Source organism: bacterium (assembly GCA_035559435.1).
Classification (GTDB): Bacteria; Zixibacteria; MSB-5A5; order WJJR01; family WJJR01; genus JACQFV01.
Map to the genome: position 1 here is coordinate 1 of DATMBC010000054.1, position 21,152 is coordinate 21,152.

15 protein-coding genes are annotated in these 21,152 nt (G+C 63.0%); all 15 read right to left on the bottom strand.

The window, feature by feature from the left end; translation table 11 throughout:
• Positions 1-1,397: hypothetical protein (locus VNN55_06040; protein ID HWO57108.1), on the bottom strand; the 1,397-nt coding region annotated here is incomplete at its 3' end.
• A gap of 58 nt (positions 1,398-1,455) precedes the next feature.
• A complete protein-coding gene (locus VNN55_06045; protein ID HWO57109.1) occupies positions 1,456-3,711 on the bottom strand; it encodes a FlgD immunoglobulin-like domain containing protein in 2,256 nt (751 codons plus the stop codon).
• 899 nt (positions 3,712-4,610) lie between these two features.
• On the bottom strand, positions 4,611-7,553 hold the full coding sequence (locus VNN55_06050) for a T9SS type A sorting domain-containing protein (protein HWO57110.1): 2,943 nt from the start codon (positions 7,551-7,553) through the stop codon (positions 4,611-4,613).
• A 990-nt stretch (positions 7,554-8,543) separates the two neighbouring features.
• Positions 8,544-9,791 (bottom strand): glycine C-acetyltransferase, encoded by a 1,248-nt coding sequence (gene kbl, locus VNN55_06055; GenBank protein HWO57111.1) that lies wholly within the window; start codon positions 9,789-9,791, stop codon positions 8,544-8,546.
• Between the two features lie 118 nt (positions 9,792-9,909).
• Positions 9,910-10,152, bottom strand: coding sequence for an acyl carrier protein (locus tag VNN55_06060; GenBank protein HWO57112.1), 243 nt, complete (start codon positions 10,150-10,152; stop codon positions 9,910-9,912).
• 18 nt (positions 10,153-10,170) lie between these two features.
• Positions 10,171-11,877, bottom strand: coding sequence for an acetate--CoA ligase (acsA, locus tag VNN55_06065; protein ID HWO57113.1), 1,707 nt, complete (start codon positions 11,875-11,877; stop codon positions 10,171-10,173).
• Positions 11,878-11,890: 13 nt separating this feature from the next.
• Complete coding sequence (locus VNN55_06070) at positions 11,891-12,265, bottom strand: holo-ACP synthase (protein HWO57114.1); 375 nt, start codon at positions 12,263-12,265, stop codon at positions 11,891-11,893.
• A gap of 12 nt (positions 12,266-12,277) precedes the next feature.
• Positions 12,278-13,258 (bottom strand): L-threonine 3-dehydrogenase, encoded by a 981-nt coding sequence (locus tag VNN55_06075; protein HWO57115.1) that lies wholly within the window; start codon positions 13,256-13,258, stop codon positions 12,278-12,280.
• A 148-nt stretch (positions 13,259-13,406) separates the two neighbouring features.
• Positions 13,407-14,825: an aldehyde dehydrogenase family protein gene (locus VNN55_06080; protein HWO57116.1), complete on the bottom strand. Its 1,419-nt coding sequence runs from the start codon at positions 14,823-14,825 to the stop codon at positions 13,407-13,409.
• A 16-nt stretch (positions 14,826-14,841) separates the two neighbouring features.
• A complete protein-coding gene (locus tag VNN55_06085) occupies positions 14,842-15,345 on the bottom strand; it encodes a BMC domain-containing protein (protein ID HWO57117.1) in 504 nt (167 codons plus the stop codon).
• Between the two features lie 51 nt (positions 15,346-15,396).
• A complete protein-coding gene (gene prmC, locus VNN55_06090) occupies positions 15,397-16,272 on the bottom strand; it encodes a peptide chain release factor N(5)-glutamine methyltransferase (protein ID HWO57118.1) in 876 nt (291 codons plus the stop codon).
• 190 nt (positions 16,273-16,462) lie between these two features.
• Positions 16,463-17,809, bottom strand: coding sequence for a TldD/PmbA family protein (locus tag VNN55_06095; protein HWO57119.1), 1,347 nt, complete (start codon positions 17,807-17,809; stop codon positions 16,463-16,465).
• Positions 17,809-19,266, bottom strand: a complete 1,458-nt coding sequence (locus VNN55_06100) for a TldD/PmbA family protein (protein ID HWO57120.1) — start codon at positions 19,264-19,266, stop codon at positions 17,809-17,811. Before VNN55_06100 ends, VNN55_06095 begins: the two co-directional genes overlap by 1 nt.
• 235 nt (positions 19,267-19,501) lie before the next feature.
• Positions 19,502-20,584 carry a peptide chain release factor 1 gene (gene prfA, locus VNN55_06105; protein HWO57121.1) on the bottom strand — a complete coding sequence of 361 codons (1,083 nt, stop codon included), beginning with the start codon at positions 20,582-20,584 and terminating at the stop codon, positions 19,502-19,504.
• Positions 20,585-20,767: 183 nt separating this feature from the next.
• The gene (rpmE, locus tag VNN55_06110) at positions 20,768-21,013 is read right to left on the bottom strand and encodes a 50S ribosomal protein L31 (GenBank protein HWO57122.1); all 246 of its coding nucleotides are present in this window, start codon (positions 21,011-21,013) and stop codon (positions 20,768-20,770) included.
• Positions 21,014-21,152: the final 139 nt, after the last annotated feature.

Genomic DNA, 21,152 nt, shown 5'->3' on the forward strand with positions numbered 1-21,152 from the left:
GCGGCCAGGACCGGCGCCTGATTGACGTTGTTGACCGTGATCGCGACCACTTCCGAATCGGCCAATGCGCCGTCGGAGGCGATGAAGGTCACGTTGTAGACACCCGCCTGCGTGTAGTCCGGGTTGAACACGAGCGCGCCGATGCCGTTGGCATTGTCGGTAAACGACGCGTTCAGCGGCAGATTCTCGGCGGTGAGGATCGGTGTGGTCGCTTCGGGGTCAGTGGCCGAAACCGGCAAATTGAGTGTGGCGCCTTCATTGACGCTCTGCGGCCCGATCGCGCTGAGAGTCGGCGCGGCGTTGGGGGCGGCGAATTCGACGACGAACGAGGTCACATCGGCCGTCGCCGCGCTGCCGCTACGCTGCATTCGCAACGTCGAGTTGTCGACGAAGCCGAAGGTGAACGATGCGATGCCGGGATTGTCATCGGCGGCATAGGCGGTGCGTCCCCAGCTCAGTCCGCCGATCGCCTGGCTGCCGGAGAAGGAGACGGCACGGGTGGCATCGATGGTGTTGATCGCCGCATCCTGCTGGCCGGCGCCGCTGGCGAACGAGTGCAATTGCTCCTGGACATGATCGCCGGCGGGCAATTGGACCACTTCCCAGGCGATGCTCAAGGCAACGCCGGTGTTGTTGCGCTGGAAGGTGACCTGCGTCGGCGAGGACAGCCACGCCTGCACCATCTTTTGCCCGATGTTCGACTGCGTGCCATTGGGCGCATTGTAACTGTATAGCACAAACGAGCGGGTGGTGTCCACCGCGCTGATGGCCTGCGTGGTCGACGTGGAGCCGGATGCCAGCGTCAGGGTCCCGCGCTGCACCACCGCGCCCGGCATCGAGACCACCTGCCAGTCGTTGGTGCCGCCGCTGCCGGAATTGAGCGCCATCTCGAGGTTGCTGGCGGAGGTCAATTGCGTCCGCAGGAATTCGTCGTTGCTGTAGTTGTTGCTGGACTGCTGGCGCGAAATCAGCACAAACGTTCCAGAGAGCGTCACCGGGCTGATGGCGGCGTTGGTGACCGTCGCGGCCTGGGCGGTGGTCCCGCGTTGGACGCTCACACCCGCCGAGAACTCAACTGCGTACCAGCGGACGGTGACCGATGTCCCGGCACTGGTCTTGGCAAACCGCAGCGTGGACGCGTCGATCATCGAGCCGCGCACCAGGCCCTGCTGGGGCGAGTTGCTGTTGTGCCGGACGTTGAAAAACAGGATCGACTTGGTCAGATCGGCCAGGGCCGGCGAGAGCGTGACATCCTGCGTGGTGCCGGTGAACGTCACTTCGCCGGTGCGCACCGTGTCGATGACAGCCGCATGCACGTCGACCGCGACGCCCCCAACAAGCGCCAGCAACGCCCACAGCGTCACGATCGCAAGACGCGGTGAGGGCCGATGTCGCATCGTCTGAGTCATTGTGTCGTGTCTCATGTCGTGCCCGAGGCGCCAAGGCGTCAAACCGTTACTTCAACAACACCATCTTCCGGGTTTCGTCTTTGTCGCCCAGCGAGAGGCGGTAGAAATAGACCCCGCTGGCCACCGAGAGACCGTCCTCATCGGTGCCGTCCCACGTGAAGGAGTAACTTCCCTGTCCCGGCAACTCGCCGCGGTGCAGGGTCTTGACCTTCTGGCCGAGCACGTTGAAGATCTCCAGGCGGCTGTCCACTGCGCCGGCGGCGTCGATCGAGAAGGTGATGACGGTCGCGGCGTTGAACGGGTTCGGGTAGTTCTGCTCCAGCGCAAACGAGCGAGGCAGCGGACCGATGCCGGCCACTTCGATCTTGTTGGCTTCAGGATCGGCCAGTTTGGCCTCGTCGATGCGCGCGTTCGGCACGGCGCCATTCGACATGGCCACCACCGGGATGCGCAGCAGGTCGCCGTTCCCAGACCGGATCAGCGAGCCTTCCTGGAACGGGTTGCGCAGGAGCACCGCGCGCACGCTGCCGTTGCCGGCGCTGCGGTAGTAGAGATTGACCCCCGCGGCCGAGCCGATCCGTTCGGGCGACCCCAGCGACATGGTCTTGCGGTCATACTTGATGTCGAACTGCGCCCCGGCGACATCGCTGGGCAGATCGGCCGAGAGGCGGTACGATCCGTTGGGACCGTCGTGAGGGTCATACGTCAGACTGACAATCGCCGGGAGACCGGAGGCCAGATTGTTGTAGGTCGCGGTGCCGTAGATGATGTTGATGATCTCGACCAGATCGAAGACGTCGACCAAGGCATCCTGGATCACGTCGGCGGCGACAAACTGCCGCATCGTGAGGGTGAAATCGCCGAGGATGTAGCCGACCACGCTGACGGCGTCGGCGACATCGACACGGCCATCGACGTTGACGTCACCGTAGAAGTCGACGAACACCTTGCCGTTTTCGGTCGCCAGTTCAATCGATGAGACATTCGGGTCGGGATTGACCGACTCGAAGGCGTTTTCGAACGTGATGTCGTAGGCGCCGGGGACGGCGTCACCGGGAATATTGCCAATGACGTTGAACAGGACGCTGCTGTTACCCGACGGAACAGGGTCCGTTACCAGAGAAAAGGCCACCACCCGCAGTCGCCCCGGCACCTGGCCGAGGTTGTCATAGATCGAAAAGCCATTCAGACGGTCGGTCGCCTGCAGTTGGGTCGGCGTAAACGATGCCGGGTCGTAGACGAAGTCAAACTGCACGCCGTAGACCGATTGAATGGTCACGAAGTTGATGGGGATCACCACGCCGACGGTTCCCGGCACACCGCCCTGTGGATCCAGAGACGGGGTCGAAGTGGTGAACAACTGGTCGCGCGGCACTTCGGAGACATTGATCGTCACATTGCGCGGCGTGCTTTGCAGTCCGGCGCTGTCGGTCGCCTGGAAACTGACGACGAAGGAGCCGGACTGGCTGAAGCTCGGCGTCCAACGGAACGTCCCGGTGACCAGCGCTTTGCCCCGCACCGGGTTGTTTGGGGTAAAGGTGGCGCCGCTGGGCAGGTTGAAGGCCAGCAGACTGAGAGAATCGCCGTCCGGGTCGGTCGCCGTAACCGTGAAGGTGAGAAGATCCCCCTGTCCGACGCTGACCGGCGAGGCCGGCTGCTGAACCACCGGCGCCCCCTGGGGTGGCGGCGTATCGGTGGTGATCGTCACACTCCCGTTCACCAGCGTGGGCGCCTTAAAGATGCGCGCCCGGTAGTCGGTCATCGTGTTGAACGAGGACGGAAACGACGGATCGTTCTCGAACTGGATGATGGTCGTGCCGGCCGTGGCGGACGGTTTCACATGCCATTTCGACCGCACCATCGATCCCGCCTGCGGGAGATAGAGCGTCGACACGGGGAAAAGATCGAAGTCCACCGCGATAAACGTCATCACGTCGCTCTCGGGACGGCCGGCCGAGAATGTTTCGAACGAATGGGTGCGAAGTGATGAGACTTCGATGTTGATCGTCGTGTCCAAACCCGAGATCGAAGTGTCGGTCAGGGGCTCGATAAGCGACGTGTTGAACGTGACACGGAAGTTAAACGCGCCGAGCGTGTCGACGTTGCGCAGATAGAAGTCGACGTTGAAGGTGTCGCCGGGCCGAACGCCGGTGACGCTGATGGCGCGAATGGTGTCCAGCGTGGACGGGGTCTGCGCCTGGGCGGCCGGGGCCGCAAACGCCAGCAGGACGAGCGCCACCGCGACAACGGTTGCTCCGCGCCCGCCAACGATCGAATGAACCGTTGCAATTGTCCGTGTCATAGCTGCGACCCCCATTCGGGATGCTACTTGAGTATCGACCCCCGCGGCTTCCGCCTGCGTCCGAGCGCAACGCGCCATCCAGGCCAGCCCGTCACCGATTCTGTGTGCAAGCGTCTGCATAGTTTCCGTTTCCGGCGCCACCGCCGATGCTTCCGGGTTTGCGCGCGCCGTCTGAGGCGACCGCCGGGCGTGCTGATCCCGGGCGGGAACGCGTCATGGCGGACAACGCCTTTTGAATCAACTGTGGGAGCCATCCCTCACTGGCGGTGAGAGCGGATCCCGAACTCGTGTGGTTCAAATCGCAAACCCAGTGCCCGATGGGCGTGTGGGCGGCGGTGCGAACCGGTCGCGGTAGGAGCGATACGTTTGGCGGCAGGTACTAGAGCAGGCCAAGATCCATTTGAACCGACGTGCGCCGCTGTCTTAATCCACCTTTCCGGAAGTGGCCACTGATGCCCGCGCCGGGACCTACATGTCTCCGACGCATGCGAGTCGTTCACAAGAATTCCAAGCCATGCGATGCCGTAATTTTGGACTTGTCAGGGCCTGTTTCGGCGACTTCTGAGGACCGTATGGCGCGGGTAAACAGACGGCCCTGACAGTGTGGACAATATAGCAATTCTTCGCGTTTTTTCCCCGATAATCTGCTGTCGCACTGTGCTTTTGACCAATTGATGACAACAAAAAATCCCGGCCTGTACGCGCCGTCGGGCTGACGGATTGAGGGCCGGGTGCACACACGATCGAATCTCCTTTGTGACTGGTCGCAAACAACATCCAAGATCATTCGCGAGAGTGGTGTTTTACCTCCTGTTTAACCGGTTAACCCATTTGCGGTCATTGTCTTCGAAATCCATCGGGGGAGGGCTTGCACCCTCCCCCGACGGGGACTGCGCCGATTACTTGATCAGCACCATCTTCTTGGTGGCGGTGAATTCCGGCGTGGTCACACGGTAGAAGTACATACCGGTGGCGGCGGAAGTACCGTCGGCCGTCAGGCCGTTCCACTCAACGTTGTTGGTGCCAACATGGCCCATACCCGAGAAGGTACGGACGACCTGGCCCGCGACGTTGTAGATGGTCAGCGAGAACTCCGACTCCTTGGTTAGCGTGAACGGAATCACCGTGCCCGCGTTGAAGGGGTTCGGATAGTTCTGCTCGAGCGCATAGGAGGTCGGGACCACCGCGGAGGCGGCGTTGACCGACAACAGAGCGCCGTTGTAATCGGAGAACTGCGTCTCGACCAGCTCGATCGAACCGTCGACCGGGATGGTGACGAGGCTGTTGGCGCCGGCGGTCAGGCGCGTGGCAGCGGCTTCAACGGTCTGGGAGACCAGCACGCGGAGCTCGCCATTGGCGGCGTTCGAGCGCACGGTCAGACCGGAGTTGTTGGCGAGCACGGGCGCGCCAACCGAGCCGTTGTAGCGGAAGACCAACAGGGCCGCGCCGATGTCAACCGACGAGTTGGTGCGGACCGTGACGGCGCCGTTGGCGACATCGGTGGTCACATCAACCGAGTTGGCATACGGGGACAGCTTCGGCGAACCAGTGTTCGTTCCGGGCGGGAACGGCGCTTCGTCGCCGGTGATGATGCGGATGAGGTAAATCAGGTCGGCCACGGTCAGCACGATACCGTCATCGTTGATGTCCGAAGCGAGAATCTGGCTCTGAGCCCACACCGGATTCCACACGCCGGAACCATAGATGAAGTAGTTCGTGTACAGAACCGCGTCGCCGATCTCGTTGGCAATACCGTTCAGGTTCAGATCGCCGCGGTCGTCCGGCGGCTCGCAGACGCAAATCGCGCCGCCGCAGTAGGACACTTCGGGTTCGATCACATAACCCGGCTTCGCATTGCCATCGCAATCGTAGTACGGCCCCAGGACGACGCCATCACGCGGCACCCAGAGGGTGTTACCGGACTTGTCGGAGAAGCTGTTGTCGCCGCAATCAAACGAGCAGAAGCCAACGTGCAGGCAGCTGTTGATGAAGTTGCGGTCGGACGTGACGTTGAACGTCAGGCAGGCGAGGGTCTCGCCGTCCAGGTTGAAGTAGGACGGATCGATCTCGACGCCATTGTTCATCTCGGCGATGGAGACCAGACGGACATAGCCATCCGGGCAACCGCCCGAGCAGTTTCCGCCGAATTGGCCGGTACGATAGGTGAAGTACTCCCAACCTTGCGGACCACCGGTGGCGCCCAGGAAGGACAGACCGCTCTGATCGTAGCAGATCAGGAGGTCATAACCGCCCGCGTCGCCGGGGAGCGCGCCGGGCTCGGCCACGACGCACACCGTCGCATGCTCGCCGTTGAGCCAGCACGCGTAGCCCGAATCCGTACCCTGCTTCACGATCGCCACGCACGGATTCTCGAAGATCAGGTCAAACGAGCAGTCGACGGTCACGCAGCCATCGGAGACCGTGTAGTCCACCGTATAGGAGGCGCCATCGCCGGCCGGACGGGTCGCGGAGAACTGGTCGCCGGCAATCACCGGGTTCCAAGCGCCGGGCAGCCCGCCGACGTAGGTGTACACCAAACCATCGCCATCAGCCTGAGACAGATCGCCCAGATCGATCACGGTCGGCACGCCCTGCGGGGCGAGCGTCGGATCGATGGCCGTGCAGGTCGGAACCTGGTTGGTCACGCTGGCGTTGAAGGTGCATTCGATCGTGCTCTGATTGGCATCGGTCGCGCGAATGGTCACCGGCTGCGTGCCCACATCGCTGCAGGCAGTCTGCCATTCCCACGCGCCCGCGTTCAGCGCGCCCGGACCGCTGATCAGAGCCAGCGAGTACGGCGGGCAGCCACCGGAGACGGTCGGGGTCATGGAGGCCAGGGCGCCCCAGTGCACGGAGACATTGTTGCAGGCAATCTGCAACGGGGCCGGGCTGACATTCACTGTGAAGCTGACGACCGAACCACCCGACTGGCAACCGGACGGTCCACGATCCGAGGCGTAGATACTGACCTGGAACGAGGGGATGTCGTTGCACGTGGGGGTGTACGACCAGGCGCCGGTGCTGGGATCGACCGAGCCAGGGCCGGAGAGCAGATAGAATTGGATCGGATCGCCGGGATTCGGCGAGCCGTCGGCATCCGTCGCATCGGCATCGTTCGAAGCCGGCGAGCCGACTGACGCGTTCACGACCGGATTGTCGATGGTCGCGTTCGGGCAGAAGTTCGGCGGAACCTCAACGGTGACGATACCGGCGACGAAATTCATTGCCACCAGGTTGGTGTTCCGGTCCACATACGACAGGTGGTTGGCCGGACGCACGCAGCAGGTGTCAACGATGAACGTGCCCAGATTCGGCAGCACGTTGAAGGTGAACGAATAGGACGGATTGCCGGACGGGTCAGAACCCGGATCGAGGTCGATGTCGTCACCGACGTTCTCGTCACCGGTCGAAACGGTGGCGTGCAGAATCGCGTCGGGGCTGACGAAGTCGATGTTCGCAGCCGGGGTCTGATAGGTGTTGGAGGTCGGACCCGAGCAGGCGGTGCCACCCGGAACGGCATAGCGGTTCTGGGTGATATTCGCCGGCGGTCCCTGCGGGTTGGCCGAGCCCAGCGGGCTGTTGTTCAGACGGCCACCAGCGGTCGCGCCACGGGTGAACGATCCCACGATGTAAGCACCACCGGTCTGCGTACGGAATTCCAACGGCATCACGAAGCCGACGGCCGCCTGATCGTTGGAGATGTACACACCCAGTGTAACGCCAGTAGCGCCCGGAGCGACGGACTTCGATTCGACGGTGACCAAGTCAGCCGCCATCGCCGCCGCGCCGCACAGGAAGACCAAACACGCTGCCAGGCTAATGGTCTTTGCAAAACGCTTCATTGTGTTTTGCTCCTTAGTTCTCACTGTTGCTGATTCGAATTCCTCAACGAGAGACACGTTCGTTCGAGGAACCCACACGATAGAAAGTCCCCCTAATTACCGTGCCAAGCGATTGCTGCTGTGCCTCAATCATTCGACAATTCCTTTAAACCTCACCTCCGTACTGCATGGACCTGTAAAGCATTCACGGTTACTGTTGACTGGAGTGAGCGTTTAAAGAACGACTCTTCGTCCGCAACACCTCCTTTCACCGTGATAACTGGTTGGTTGGGCTGTTGGTTGACGTTTGGGTTGCCATTGATAGCAGACGTTTCGCCCGCGCCGCGACGCGGCCGGACGGTGAGACCTCCGGGAACGGACACACCCCGGGCGCTCCCTTCCGATTTCGTGGCGGAAGCGGCCGGTGCGGTGCGAATGTGAAGATCCGTGTAATGCGAACTGCCGGAACAGCGAGACATCGGGAAGACCCTTGTTTTGACCATGAGCTGACGAGTTGACGTTCGTGACCTCTCAGAACCTGGTACGACTTGCGGATCTCCTCCCCGTAGACGATTCGATGCACCCCGCGGGAGCGGTGTGCACGGCTGATTGTTGAGTTTTGTCGCCTTCTACCGGCTGCGGTACTGTGTCGCGGCGGGGTTGCTGTGCAAAGGTTTCCGCCCTTGCCCCGACGCGATGCCTGTCACTTGGTTCGCGCTACTACCCCAAGACTGTGGTAAACTGTTTCAACAAGTGTGCCGTTTATCATGCGGTAACATCAATCGGCGAAGCCAATATAGAAGTACCCCCAAAATCTGTCAACCCACTTTCTGGTTTTTTTCGTGGGTATGGGACTGATCCAATCCCATGTCCGGACACGAAATAGCCCGTGCCAAGGCAGTGGCTTCGCCGATCGGCCTCGCTTCAGCCCAAACCAAGTCCCTCTGCATCAACCCCCTGCAATGCAATAGCTTGTATATAGGGGTCAAAAGAGGCCTTTCAAGCGCCGCTTTATGCCCCGTAGGCCTCGACGATCTCCTGCTTGGTTTTGCCAAGGATGCCGTACTTCTTGCCCACTTTTCGGAAGGCATCCAGGGCCTTATCAAGATGATGGGTCTCATGACCCGCCGAGATCTGGGTGCGGATCCGGGCCTGGCCCTGCGCCACCACCGGGAAGAAGAACCCGACGGCGTAAATCCCCTCGGCGAACAGATCGCGCGAGACATCCTGTGACAACTTGGCGTTGAAGAGCATGACCGGCACGATCGGCGTGTCCCCGTCTTTCAGAACAAATCCGGCCTCCGTTAGACCCTGCCGCCAGTAGGCGGTGTTGCGCTCCAGCTTGTCACGCCGCTCGGTGCTCCGGGAGAGGATGTCCAGCACCTTCAGGACTCCGGAGACGACCACCGGGGCAATGGTGTTGGAAAAGAGGTAGGGGCGGGCGCGCTGGCGGCACATCTCGACCAGCTCGCGGCGTCCGGAAACACAGCCGCCGGAGGCGCCGCCGAGCGCCTTGCCGAAGGTCGTGGTGATAATGTCGATCTCGCCCACCACGCCATACTTCTCGTGAGTGCCTCTCCCCGTCTTGCCGATGAAGCCGGTGGCGTGGGAGTCATCGACCAGCAGCATGGCGTCGTACTGCTTGCACAGCGCCGACATCCGGTCCAGCGGGGCAGTGTCGCCGTCCATGGAGAAGACGCCGTCGGTGATGACGATCCGCATCCGTTTGTCCTGATGCATCGCCAATTTTTCCTCGAGGTGCTCCATGTTGGCGTGCTTGAAGGTGTCCTGCATGGCGCTGCACAGACGGATCCCGTCGATGAGCGAGGCATGCACGAGGCGGTCGGAAATCATCACATCGTCTTTGGTCAGGATCGCCTCGAAGACGCCGGCGTTGGCGTCCATGCACGACGGGAAGAGAATGGTCGCCTCGGTGCCGAGAAAGGCGGTGACCTTCTCCTCCAGTTCGCGGTGGATGTCCTGTGTGCCGCAGATGAAGCGCACCGACGACATGCCATAGCCGCGCCGGTCAAGCCCCTCATGGGCGGCCCTGATAACCTCGGGGTGACTGGAGAGACCGAGGTAGTTATTGGCGCACATATTGATGACTCTCTTCGGCGCCGCGCCGGCGGGGAATTCGACTTCGATCTCCGCCGCCTGCGCGGAATGAATGAACCGTTCCTGCTTGAACAGCCCGGCATCGGAGATGCCTTTGAGCGTCTCCTGGTAGATGCCGCGGGCGCGATCGCTGAAACTCATGGGGAGACTCCTTGATGGCAACGACGGGGCAACGTCGTGGCAAACGGCGGGACCGTCGCGGAACCCCGACGCCGTCGGCCCAACGGGCCGAACGGCCAGAGGGCATCGCCGGCGCCGCCTATTGCGTGAAGCGCTTGACCAGTGCGACGATCTTGTTGACCGAATCGAAGGCCTCGGGTGTGGCCTGATCATCGGGAATCGAAATCTTGTACTTGTTCTCCAAAAACCGCTTCAGGGACACCATCGAGAATGAGTCCACGATGCCGCTGGAAATGAGCGGCGCATCGGGGGTGAGGTCGTCATCTTCCTCGAGGTATTCCTTCTTGACGTACTCGAGCACGACTTTGGTCATCTCATCCATGCGTGACTGCCTCCGTAATTAGTCGTTTTCCAACGTCGAGGTGTCGCCGATCTCCTCGCCCCATTCGCGGGCGTGGAGGACACGGCGCATGATCTTGCCGCTGCGTGTCTTGGGCAGCGAGTCGACATATTCGATCTCCTGCGGCATGGCCAGCGGCGAGAGCTTCTTGCGAATATAGTTCATGATGTCCAGCTCCAGATCGGGTCCGGGGGAAAACCCCGGCTTGAGGGTCACGAAGGCCTTGACCACCTCGAGATTGATCGGGTCGGGCTTGGCCACGACCGCCGATTCGGCCACCGCCGGATGCTCCAGAAGCGCTGACTCGACCTCAAAGGGACTGACCAGATGGCCGCCGGTGTTGATGATATCGTCGTCGCGTCCGGTGAACCAGAAGTACCCTTCCTCGTCGAGTTTGGCGCGGTCGCCGGAGAGATACCAGCCGTTTTTGAACTTCTTCTGATAAGTGGCCTCGTTGTTCCAATAGGTGCGCATCATCGACGGCCAGCCGGGCTTGAAGCCGATGAGACCGATCTTGCCGTGTCCCGGAATCGGCTCATACGTCTTGGGATCGAGCACCGCCGCGGTGATGCCGGGGAACGCCTTGCCCATCGAGCCGGCCTTGACCGGCATGCCGGGGAAGTTGCTGATCATGATCGCGCCGGTTTCCGTCTGCCAGTATGTGTCGTGGAAGGGTCTGCCGAAGACCCGCTGCGACCACACCACCGCCTCGGCGTTGAGCGGCTCGCCGACGCTGCAGAGGTGGCGCAACGACGAGAGGTCGAATTTGCGCACGATCTCATCGCCGGCCTTCATCAGCGAACGGATCGCGGTCGGGGCCGAATACCACACGGTGATGCGGTGCTTTTCGATGAAGCGGTACCAGGCCTCGGCGGAAAAGCCCTGATCGAGCACGCATTGGGTCACGCCCAGCGCGAACGGGGCAATGATGCCATAGGAGGTGCCGGTCACCCAGCCGGGGTCGGCGGTGCACCAGTAGATGTCGTCGTCACGCAGATCGAGCACCCACTTGCCGGTCAGGTACTGGGCGATGAGCGAATAGTGCACATGCTTGACGCCCTTGGGCTGGCCGGTGGTCCCGGAGGTATAGTGCAGGACCGACGGCGATTCGGCGGTGGTCGGGAACGATTCAAAGGTCTCGACCGGCACGGCCTGCTCGAGCGCAAAGGCGCTCTCGCGCTCCTGCAAGGCCTTTACGCCATCATGATCGACAATGACGATGAACTGCAATTCAGGCAGCTGCGCCAGGATTTTGCGGACTTTGGGGGCGTGCTTGCGCTGGGTCAGGATGGCGCGGGTGCCGGCGTCCCTGAGGCGCACCAGCAGGGACTCGTCGCCAAAAGCGGAGAACAGCGGTTGGGCGATCGCGCCCAGTTTCAGGATCGACAGGAAACCGACGTAGAGCTCCGGGATGCGGTCCATGAACAGGCAGACCCGGTCGCCGTCGCGGATGCCCAGCGAGCGCAGGTGGGCGGCCATGGTGTTGCTTGCGCGGCGCAATTCATGATAGGTGTAGCGCTTTTGGCGTCCGGATGAATCCTCCCAGATGAGGGCGGTCTTCTGCCCTTTCCCCTTCTGGCAGATACGGTCGGTGCAATACCAGCCGATGTTGATGGTGCCGCCGGGGGTATAGTCCAGTTCCCGCTCGGCGATCGACCAGTCGAAATTGGCGGCGCGTTCCGCGTAGGAGCCGATATTGAATGACACGTTCCCCTCTCCTCTATCCTTCCAGAATGACGATGGCGACGGCGTGCGAGGCCTCGTGCGACAGCGACAAATGGATGCGGCTCACTTGCCGCTCCGCGGCGGCGCTGGCGGCCTTTCCCTTAAGGCTCAATGTCGGGCCGGCCGACTCGGCGGCGGCCACCTCGATGTCGCCGAAGGCGAGGCCATCGCGCCAACCGGTGCCAAGGGCTTTGAGGAAGGCTTCCTTGGCGGCGAACCGGGCGGCGTAATGCGATGCGGGGTCGGCCTTCGGTTCACAGTAGGCGATCTCAACGGGCGTGAACAGATCCTCCCGCAGTCCCGGCAGACCGGGCAGTTGCCGCGCAAAGCGCGCGACCTCCGCGATATCGATGCCCAAACCGATGATCACCGTCCCGTCCGCCTACCGTGGCAGGGCCGGGATTTCGGCCCGGGCCCGGAGTTTCTCCCCGACGCGCAACAGCATTTCATCGGCCATGCGGGGCAGGTCAAACTGCGGACGCCATCCCCATTCCTCGCGGGCGGCGGTGTCATCGATCATGTCGGGCCAGGAGTCGGCGATGTCCTGGCGGACCGGGTCGATGGAGTAGTCGATCTCGAATTCGGGGATGTGGCGGCGGATGGCTTCGGCCAACTGCTCCGGGGTGAACGCCATCGCGGTCACGTTGAAGGCGTTGCGGTGCACGAGCCGCGCGGCGTCGGCTTCCATCAGCTCCATCACCGCGCGCAGGGCATCGGGCATGTACATCATGTCCAGCGACGTGTCGCTGCGCAGGTAGCAGGTGTAGCGACGGTGCTTGAGGGCGGCATAGAAAATCTTGACCGCGTAGTCAGTGGTGCCGCCGCCGGGCTCGGTGAGGTAGGAGATAAGGCCGGGGAATCGCAGGCCGCGGGTGTCGACCCCGAAGCGCTTGAAATAGTAGTCGCAGAGCAATTCGCCGGTGACTTTCGTCACGCCGTACATCGTCTCCGGCCGCTGGATGGTGTCCTGCGGCGTCTTGTACTTGGGGCTGGAACGTCCGAAGGCGCCGATCGAACTGGGGAAGAACAACGCGCATTTGTACTGACGCGCTGCCTCAAGCATGTTGTAGAGGCCGTTGACATTGATCTGCCAGGCCTGATTGGGACGGGTCTCGGCGACGGCGGACAAAAGCGACGCCAGATGGATGATGGTGTCGATCTTGTAGATCTGCATCACCCGGGTGATGTGGTTAGGGTCGACGCAATCGAGGAATTCGAACGGCCCGGAGTCGCGCAAGGTGACGTCGGCGGGCATGCGGATGTCGGTGGCGATCACATGGGCATCGCCGTACTGCTGCCTTAAGGCCACGATCAGTTCCGAACCGATCTGGCCGAGAGCGCCGGTGACCAGAATGTCTTTCATCGCGCAGACTCCCTCACCCTCAGGGACGGCATTCACCTGGGTCCGCCCCCGGGCGAATCAATGACCGGCGCGGCGGGCCGGACAAGCGGATTTGCTCCGCCGTCCATCTTTCTGCCACCGGAGACATGCCACAAATCGCGACAAAATTCTAGAAGTTTCGGTTGAACTCCGCTTCGATCTGGGCCGCCGGGAGCGCGGGATCGAGAAACCGGGCGCTGTCAAAATTGGCCCAGCGCGGATTGGGACGGCGGCGGGTGACGCGGTGGATGTTCAGCAGGTGGCGGACGGTGATGTTGTCGGTGGTGAAGTTGTTGGCGCCGGCGCCGCAACTGAGCGTGAACGACGGGGGCAGGGTGTTGTAGATCCCCCCCAGCGCCCCATGGGCGGCCGGCATGTTGACCAGAATCCGGGCGGCGTGGATGGCGCGGGAAAAGTACTCGATCCGCTCGTCGGTGTTGGAGTAGATCACCGCGGTGTGCCCGGTGCCGCCGAAACGCGTGATTTCGGAACAGCGGTAGATGCCCGCCTCGAAATCGTCTTCAATGTAGAACGCGAGGATGGGGGCGAGGATTTCGGCCGACAGCGGATACTCCGGACCGACGCCATCCAATTTGGCGATCAACAGAACGGCATCGTCGGGAACGGTGATCCCGGCGCTGCGGGCAATCGCCTGCACGCTCTGGCCGACCACGGTCGGGCGCATCATCCCGCGCTCGGGATCATAGGCAATTGTCCCGACCTTTTCGATTTCCTCCGGCGAGAGGAAATGGGCCTTCTGCCGCTTGAATTCGGCGATCACTTCGTCGGAGACCTGCCGCTTGACCACGATGGCCTGCTCGCTGGCGCAGATGGTGCCGTAATCAAAAGTCTTGGACTCGACAATGCAGCGAACCGCGAATGGGATATCGGCGGTGCGTCCGATGTAGACGGGCACATTGCCCGGCCCGACCCCGAGAGTGGGGGTGCCTGATTTGGCGGCCTTCTGGACCACGGAGTTGGTCCCGGTGGCGAGGATCAGGGCCAGACGGCGATTGACCATCAGTTCCTGGAGCGTGTCTTCGGAGGCCTTGCCCAGCCATTGAATGCAGTGCTCCGGGGCGCCGGCGGACAGGGCGGCCTGGTAACAAATCTCGGCCGCGGCGGTGGTGCAACGCCGCCCCCCGCCCGGCGGGCTGAAGATGATCGGATTGCGGGTCTTCAGCGCGATCAGGCACTTGAAGATGGTTGTGGAGGTCGGATTGGTGACGGGGATGAATGCAAGGATCGGACCAAGCGGCTGCGCGACATCGACGATGCCGCGGCGCGGGTCATCGCCCACCACGCCGACCGTCTTGCGCTTCTTGATGTCATCGTAAACCAACTGGGTGGCGATGACATTCTTGATCACCTTGTCTTCCCACTTGCCGATGCCGGTCTCCTCGTGCGCCAGTTTCGCCAGATCGACGCGGTGGTCGAGGGCGGCGAGGTAGACGGCGCGGACGATCGCATCGGTCTTCGCCTGGTCGAAACCGCGAAACGCCATCGCGGCGGCGGTGGCATGCTGGATGAGTTCGGGCGCGCGGTTCATGGCACTCGGCGTGTCTTTAGGCGCGGCGGGCATCGGCCTGCCGCAACAGGCGCAGGAGCGTGTCCTTGTCGGCCAGGGCGATTTCACGCCCGGCGATGGGCAGATCGCCGCGGCGGCGCGCCAGGCTGCGCAGCGCCACCACGGTCATCGAGTCATAGTCCGGCGTGCCGCGCCCGAGGCGGGATGGTTCGGGGGCAGTGCTCGGCGCATCGCCGCGCGACGCGGTGCGTCCCCGCCACTTCTGATTGGGACGATCGATCAGCCCGCCGAGATCGTCGTGGGGACGGGGGATGACCGTGTGGGCATGGACCCGGCCAAGCCGCAGACAGGCATTGACACCGGCCTCAACCGCGGCCTGCACCGCCGCCAGATCGCCTTCTATATAGATGGTGACCAGCGCCGGATCGGTCTGTTCGGTGCGGATGACGACAATCGACGAAGCTTTGGCGGCGGCGTCGGCGGCTTCCATCGCGCCGACCAGCCCGACTGTCTCGATCAACCCCAACGCCTGCCTTTCCATGCGCGAACCGGACTCCTTCCGAGTGAGGCGCTCGAATATATTGGCGGACCTTCAGGAAAGTCCAGTTGTCAGGCGGCGCAGTTCCAGCACCCGGTCGAAGCCGGCGATGCTGCGGTGGAAAACAGGGGCCTCCCAATGGGGAACACGGGCGATCAGCGCGGCCAACGGCTGCTCCTGCATGAATCCGATCTCACAGGCCAGCGCGCCGCCCGGCTTGAGCAGCGCGTGAGCCTGGGTAATCAGTTCGGAGAGGATCTCGGTGCCGTCGGAGCCGGCATAGAGGGCAATGTGCGGCTCGTAGTCGTGGACGGATGGCTGCACCGCGGGGTCATCGGCCGGGATGTACGGCGGGTTGCTGACAATCAGGTCGAAGCGCGGGACGGGGCCGAATCCGTCCAGGGTACGGGTCTGGATGAAAGTAATCCGGCGGTCCTCGCCATGCCGGCGTGCGTTTTCGCGCGCGACGGCCAACGCATCCCCGGACAGATCGGTGGCGATCAGACGCAGATCGGGGCGCTGATGCGCCAGCGCCACGGCGATGTTGCCGGCGCCGGTGCCGACTTCGAGGACGAGCGGCTGCGCGCCGGAAACAGGCGGGGGCAACGCGCGCAGGGCGACGTTGACCAACTCCTCGGTCTCCGGACGGGGGATTAGCACCCGCTCATCGCAGAGAAAATCGAGACCATAGAATTCGATATGGCCGAGCACATACGCCAGCGGACTGCCGGAAAGCCGTTTGACCAGAAGCGCGGTCAGGTGCGCCTCCTCGACCGGTTCGACCGGCTCGCGGTAGCGCAATGTCAGCTCGGTGGGATGGGCGGAGAGCACTTCGCCGAGGATGGCGTCGGCATCGGTGGCGGCGAACTCGCCGGCAACGGGCTGCAACTCCTGGCGCAGACGCATCCGCCATTCGCCAATGGTTGCCATGAGACCTACTGTAGTGAGGGTTCGGCGCCGGGCCAATGAGCGCAGCCGGTGCGCGACGAACCGGCCAACCAGCGCCGACCAACCGGAGCGGAGCGATGCGCGCGGTCATGAGCGGCGGCCGGAGACGGACCGCGCAGGATTGCGAAGCCGGCGGCCACCAGCGCCGTCAGACGCAGAAACTCGCGGCGGATCATGATTCGGTATCCTCCACGAAGGGAAATGCGGCGATTTTGAGCGCCGGCACATACATGACTGCTGAGTACTGCGGATACACCACCCGGTCACGGCCAATCATCTCCGCTCGTGACAGGACCTCGAGCACCGCCGGCGTGGCACGCAGATTACGGATCGGCTTGGTAATCTTGCCGCTTTCGATCAGGAAGGTTCCATCGCGGGTGGAGCCGGTCAGTTGCGCCTTCATCGGATTGAGGTAGTTCAGGTACCAGAAATGGGTCACGAGAATGCCGCGCGCGGTGGAGGCGATCATCTCGTCGAGTGAGGCGGTGCCGGGACTCATGACCAGGTTTTTGGGATAGGGCCCACGGGCGTTGTCGGGAGGCAGGGCATGGCCGGTTGATGCGACGCCGGCCTGGCGGGCGCTGCGACGATCATGCACAACACCGCGCGCGATGCCGTTTTCGATCAACGCGACTTTTTGCTTGGGTGTGCCTTCGAAATCGAAGGGCACGCCGGGGTATTCGGGCAAAAAGGCGTCATCGTAGATGGTGATGTTGTCGCCGGTGACCTTTTCCCCGATTTTACCCGACAGCACTCCCCTGCCCTGCGCGAACGACTTGCCGGAGAACGCCAGGAATCCGAGGAACAGCAGCATCTGCCCGACCGCGGCCGGTTCGAGGATCACGGTGTAATCGCCGGCGGGGATAGCCTCGGGATTGCGCGAACGCATCGCCTTGTCGATGGCGACATGCCCCAGTTGCGCAGCATCGAGGCGCGTCCGATCACGCGCCGCGCCGATCGACCAGCCCTGCGCAGTGGTCGCATCCTCCGAGGCCGATATCGACAACTCGGCGCGCGTCTCGGTATGCCAATGGCGCACGCCCTTCGAGTTGGCAACCGCGATGGCCTGGGTCTCGACCTGGTAGAGCCCGGCGGTCTGAATGCCCTGGGGCTTGGCCAAATCAACGATCTGCCTGATGGCATCGGCACGGGCCGCGGGGGAGTCATTGGCCGTGGATTCAAAGTACGCGCGGACCGCTGTCGCCGTCGCCGGATCGGCCAGGCCGGGAAACGACGCATCGGGTTCCAGAAGCGACGCGATCTGCGCGGCATTGTCCAACACTTGGGCCAGTCCGGCATCGGACAAATCGTTGGTGGAGGCGACGGCGACTTTGCCATCCTTGACCAGACGCACAATCACACGCGCATCGGTCGAATCCATGTTCTGATGGATGAGGTTCTCGGCGAAGCGGGTGGTGGCCTCGCGGTTTTCGTGGTAGACCAGTTCGGTGGCCTCGCCCGGCGAGCGCGCCAGCGCGGCCTCAAGCAGCGCAAAGACCTGGTCACGCGCGCGCAGCATCAGACGGTCTGCCCCACCTTGACGTTGCGGAACCGCGCCGGCGCGGCCCCCTGGCCGGTGCGCATGTTCTGCCCCGGCTGCCCCTTGCCGCAGTTGGGGGTGCCCCAGATGCGATAGTCCGCGGGGCCGGCGATCTTGTCGCAGGAATTCCAGAACTCGACGGTGCTGCCGGAGTAGACCGGGTTTTTGTAGATCGCGCCGAGTTTGCCGCCGGTGATTTCGTAGGCGATCTCGCCGCCCAACTGGAAATTCTCGCGCCGGTCATCGATCGACCAACTTGCGGGGGTGGCGATGAGAACGCCACGGTCGGTCTCGGCGATCATCTCCGCCAGTGTGCCGCTGCCCGGCGCGAGATTCATATTGGTCATGCGCACCAGCGGGAGGTTCATCCACGATTCGGCGCGCATCGCCCCGGTGGAGGCGGTTCCCAGACGCGCCGCGGTCTCGCGCGAGGAGAGATAGTCGACGAGGAGGCCGTTTTGGATGAGCGGCTTCGCCGCCGCCGGGACACCGTCATCGTCGAAACCGAATGTTCCCAGCCCGCCGGGGGCCGAAGGATCGGAGAGCACTGTGACGATCTCGGCGGCGTAGCGCAATGAACCGCGTTTTTCCGGCGTGGCGAAACTGGTGCCGGAGAAGTTGCGCTCGGAACCGTAGACGCGATCCAATTCCAGCGGATGGCCGATCGATTCATGAATCTGCAAAGAGACCAGATCGCCGGAGAGGATGAGGGTGGCGGTCTGCTCACCGAGCACCGGCGCATCGAGCAACGCGACCGCCTCCTGCGCGGTCTGAGCGCAGGCGGCCTCGAGGTTCATGCCCGTGATCACCTCATACCCGCCGGATTCGTGCTGACCGCCCGAGGTCGGATACGACCGCTCGCCGACCTCGCGGCGCGAGCGCATCGCCGCGGCGCTCATGCCACCGCCGGAATGGAGAATGGTCTGGGTGATGAGCGCGCCCTCGGTCGAATAGAACCATTTCTCCTCGCGCCGGAAGCTCATGAATGTCTCGGTGCCGGTGATGCCCGGGGTCTGGCGCAAGGCGGCATCCAGCCGTCGCATCAAATCGACCTTATCCGGCAGTGGGACGGCGAAGGGGTCCTGGGCAAACGGTGTCTGATACTCCCCCCGGACCGGTGTGATCGGCGCCAGTTGAACGGGCGCGGCGGCCAGACGCGCCGAGGCGCGGGCGATGGCGATGGCCGTGTCGAGCGCCTGACGGGCGAGGTCCTCATCGCAACCGGGCAGCGCCGCAAAGCCCCACGCGCCATCGACCAGCACACGCACACCGAAGCCGAAGGACGTCTTGCGGTCGATTTTGTCGGGCTTGCCGTCGATGAGTGAGAGATCTTCGGTGGTCAGACGCACCGCGCGGAAGTCGGCGTAGGTGAGCCCCGCCGCCTTGACGTTGGCGACGCGTTCGCCGGCTCTTTCGATGTCGCGCGGAGTGGCCATCGGTTGGATGGCAATGTCGGGGCAATGCCAATGGAAGGCAAGGGGCGAAAATGTGCGGGTCGCTCTGTCCCGTGGAGGGCGAGGCTCCCGCCGAACCTGCCTTGATGACTCTAACGAGATAGGCTTTGGATTTCTCCCACAGAGGAGGAAACCGTGTGTGGGAGCGGGAAGACCGGCGAACAAGAGCAGGCTCGGCGGGAGCCTCGCCCACCACGGGAAAAGCACAGAACGAATATTAGGCCGCGGTGGCGGAGCCGCTTTGGGACAGACGCTGCTTGCGGTCTTCGGCCTTGAGGGCCTCGATGATTTCCTCGAGGTCGCCGTTGATCACCCGGTCCAACGACTGTAAGGTCAGGCCGATCCGATGGTCGGTGACGCGGTTCTGCGGGAAATTGTAGGTGCGGATTTTGGCGGAGCGGTCGCCGGTGGAGACCATCTGCTTGCGCTCGGCGGCCAGTTTGGCGTTCTGCGCCTCCTGCGCCACGGCCAGCAGGCGGGCGCGCAGGACCTTCATCGCCTTGTTCTTGTTTTTCAACTGCGACTTTTCATCCTGGCATTGGACCACGGTGCCGGTCGGAATGTGGGTGATGCGCACCGCCGAGTCGGTGGTGTTGACCGATTGGCCGCCGGGTCCGGAAGAGCGGAAGACATCGATGCGCAGATCCTCGGGCCGGATGTCGATGTCGACCTCTTCGGCTTCGGGGAGGACCGCCACGGTGGCGGCCGAAGTGTGAATGCGACCCGAGGCCTCGGTTACCGGGACACGCTGTACCCGATGCACGCCCGACTCGAATTTGAGAGTGCCATAGGCCTCCTCGCCTTCGACCGAGAAGGCGACTTCCTTGAAGCCGCCGACCCCGGTTTCGTTGGAGCCGAGCATTTCGACTTTCCATCCCTTGCGCTCGACATAGCGCAGATACATGCGCATCAGGTCGGCGGCAAAGAGCGCCGCCTCATCGCCCCCGGTGCCGGCACGGATTTCGACAATCGCCGCCTTGCTGTCGTTGGGATCGGGCGGGGTCAGCAAGTCCCGTAACCGTTCTTCCAATTGCGCGCGCTCGGACTCCAGACGCTTGAGGTCCTCGCGCGCCATCTCGACCAATTCCGGGTCGCCGCCATCGGCGACCAGCTCGGCGTTGCCTTCGATCTCGCGGAGAACACGGCGGTAGGTCTCACCCACCGTGACGGTTTCCGAGAGACGACGATGTTCGCGTCCCAGGTCGCGCAACTTGGCGGGATTGGCGGCGGTGGCCGGATCGGCCAACTGCGACTCCAGGTCGGCGAAGCGCTTCTGCAGCGAATCGAGAATCTCAAGCATCGATGATGACGGCGCCATAACGGATTCCGGTGTAATTCCGGTTTATGGGTGCGTCTGTCCCCAGTTGATGGTCGCCGTCGTGGCGGGCCTGTTTTTGCGCCGCCACGCGGCACACCACAAAACGAACGCGACGGGATCCATTCATCCCGTCGCGCAATGCCCCGGTGGGGCGTGGTGAAATCGCTACGATTCGGCCGGGGCGGGCTTGTCGGCGCCCTTGGCGGCCGGCGCGGTCATGCCATACTTGCGCAGGAACTTCTCCACGCGTCCGGCGGTGTCGACCAGCTTCTGCTTGCCGGTGAAAAACGGGTGGCAGTTCGAGCAGATTTCCACATGCAAGTCCTTGACGGTCGAGCGGGTCTTGATCTCGTTGCCGCAGGCGCAGCGGATCACGGTGTTAAAGTACTTGGGGTGGATTCCCTCTTTCATCACATTCTCCAATTCCCGGCCCAGCCGAGTCACACATAATACGAAACCGCGTTGGCCCTGACAAATCTTTTCCGCAAAGCCGCTGGCCCACGTTGACTTAACCTCGGCTCCCGGGCATATTCAGCGGTCTTGAACCGAG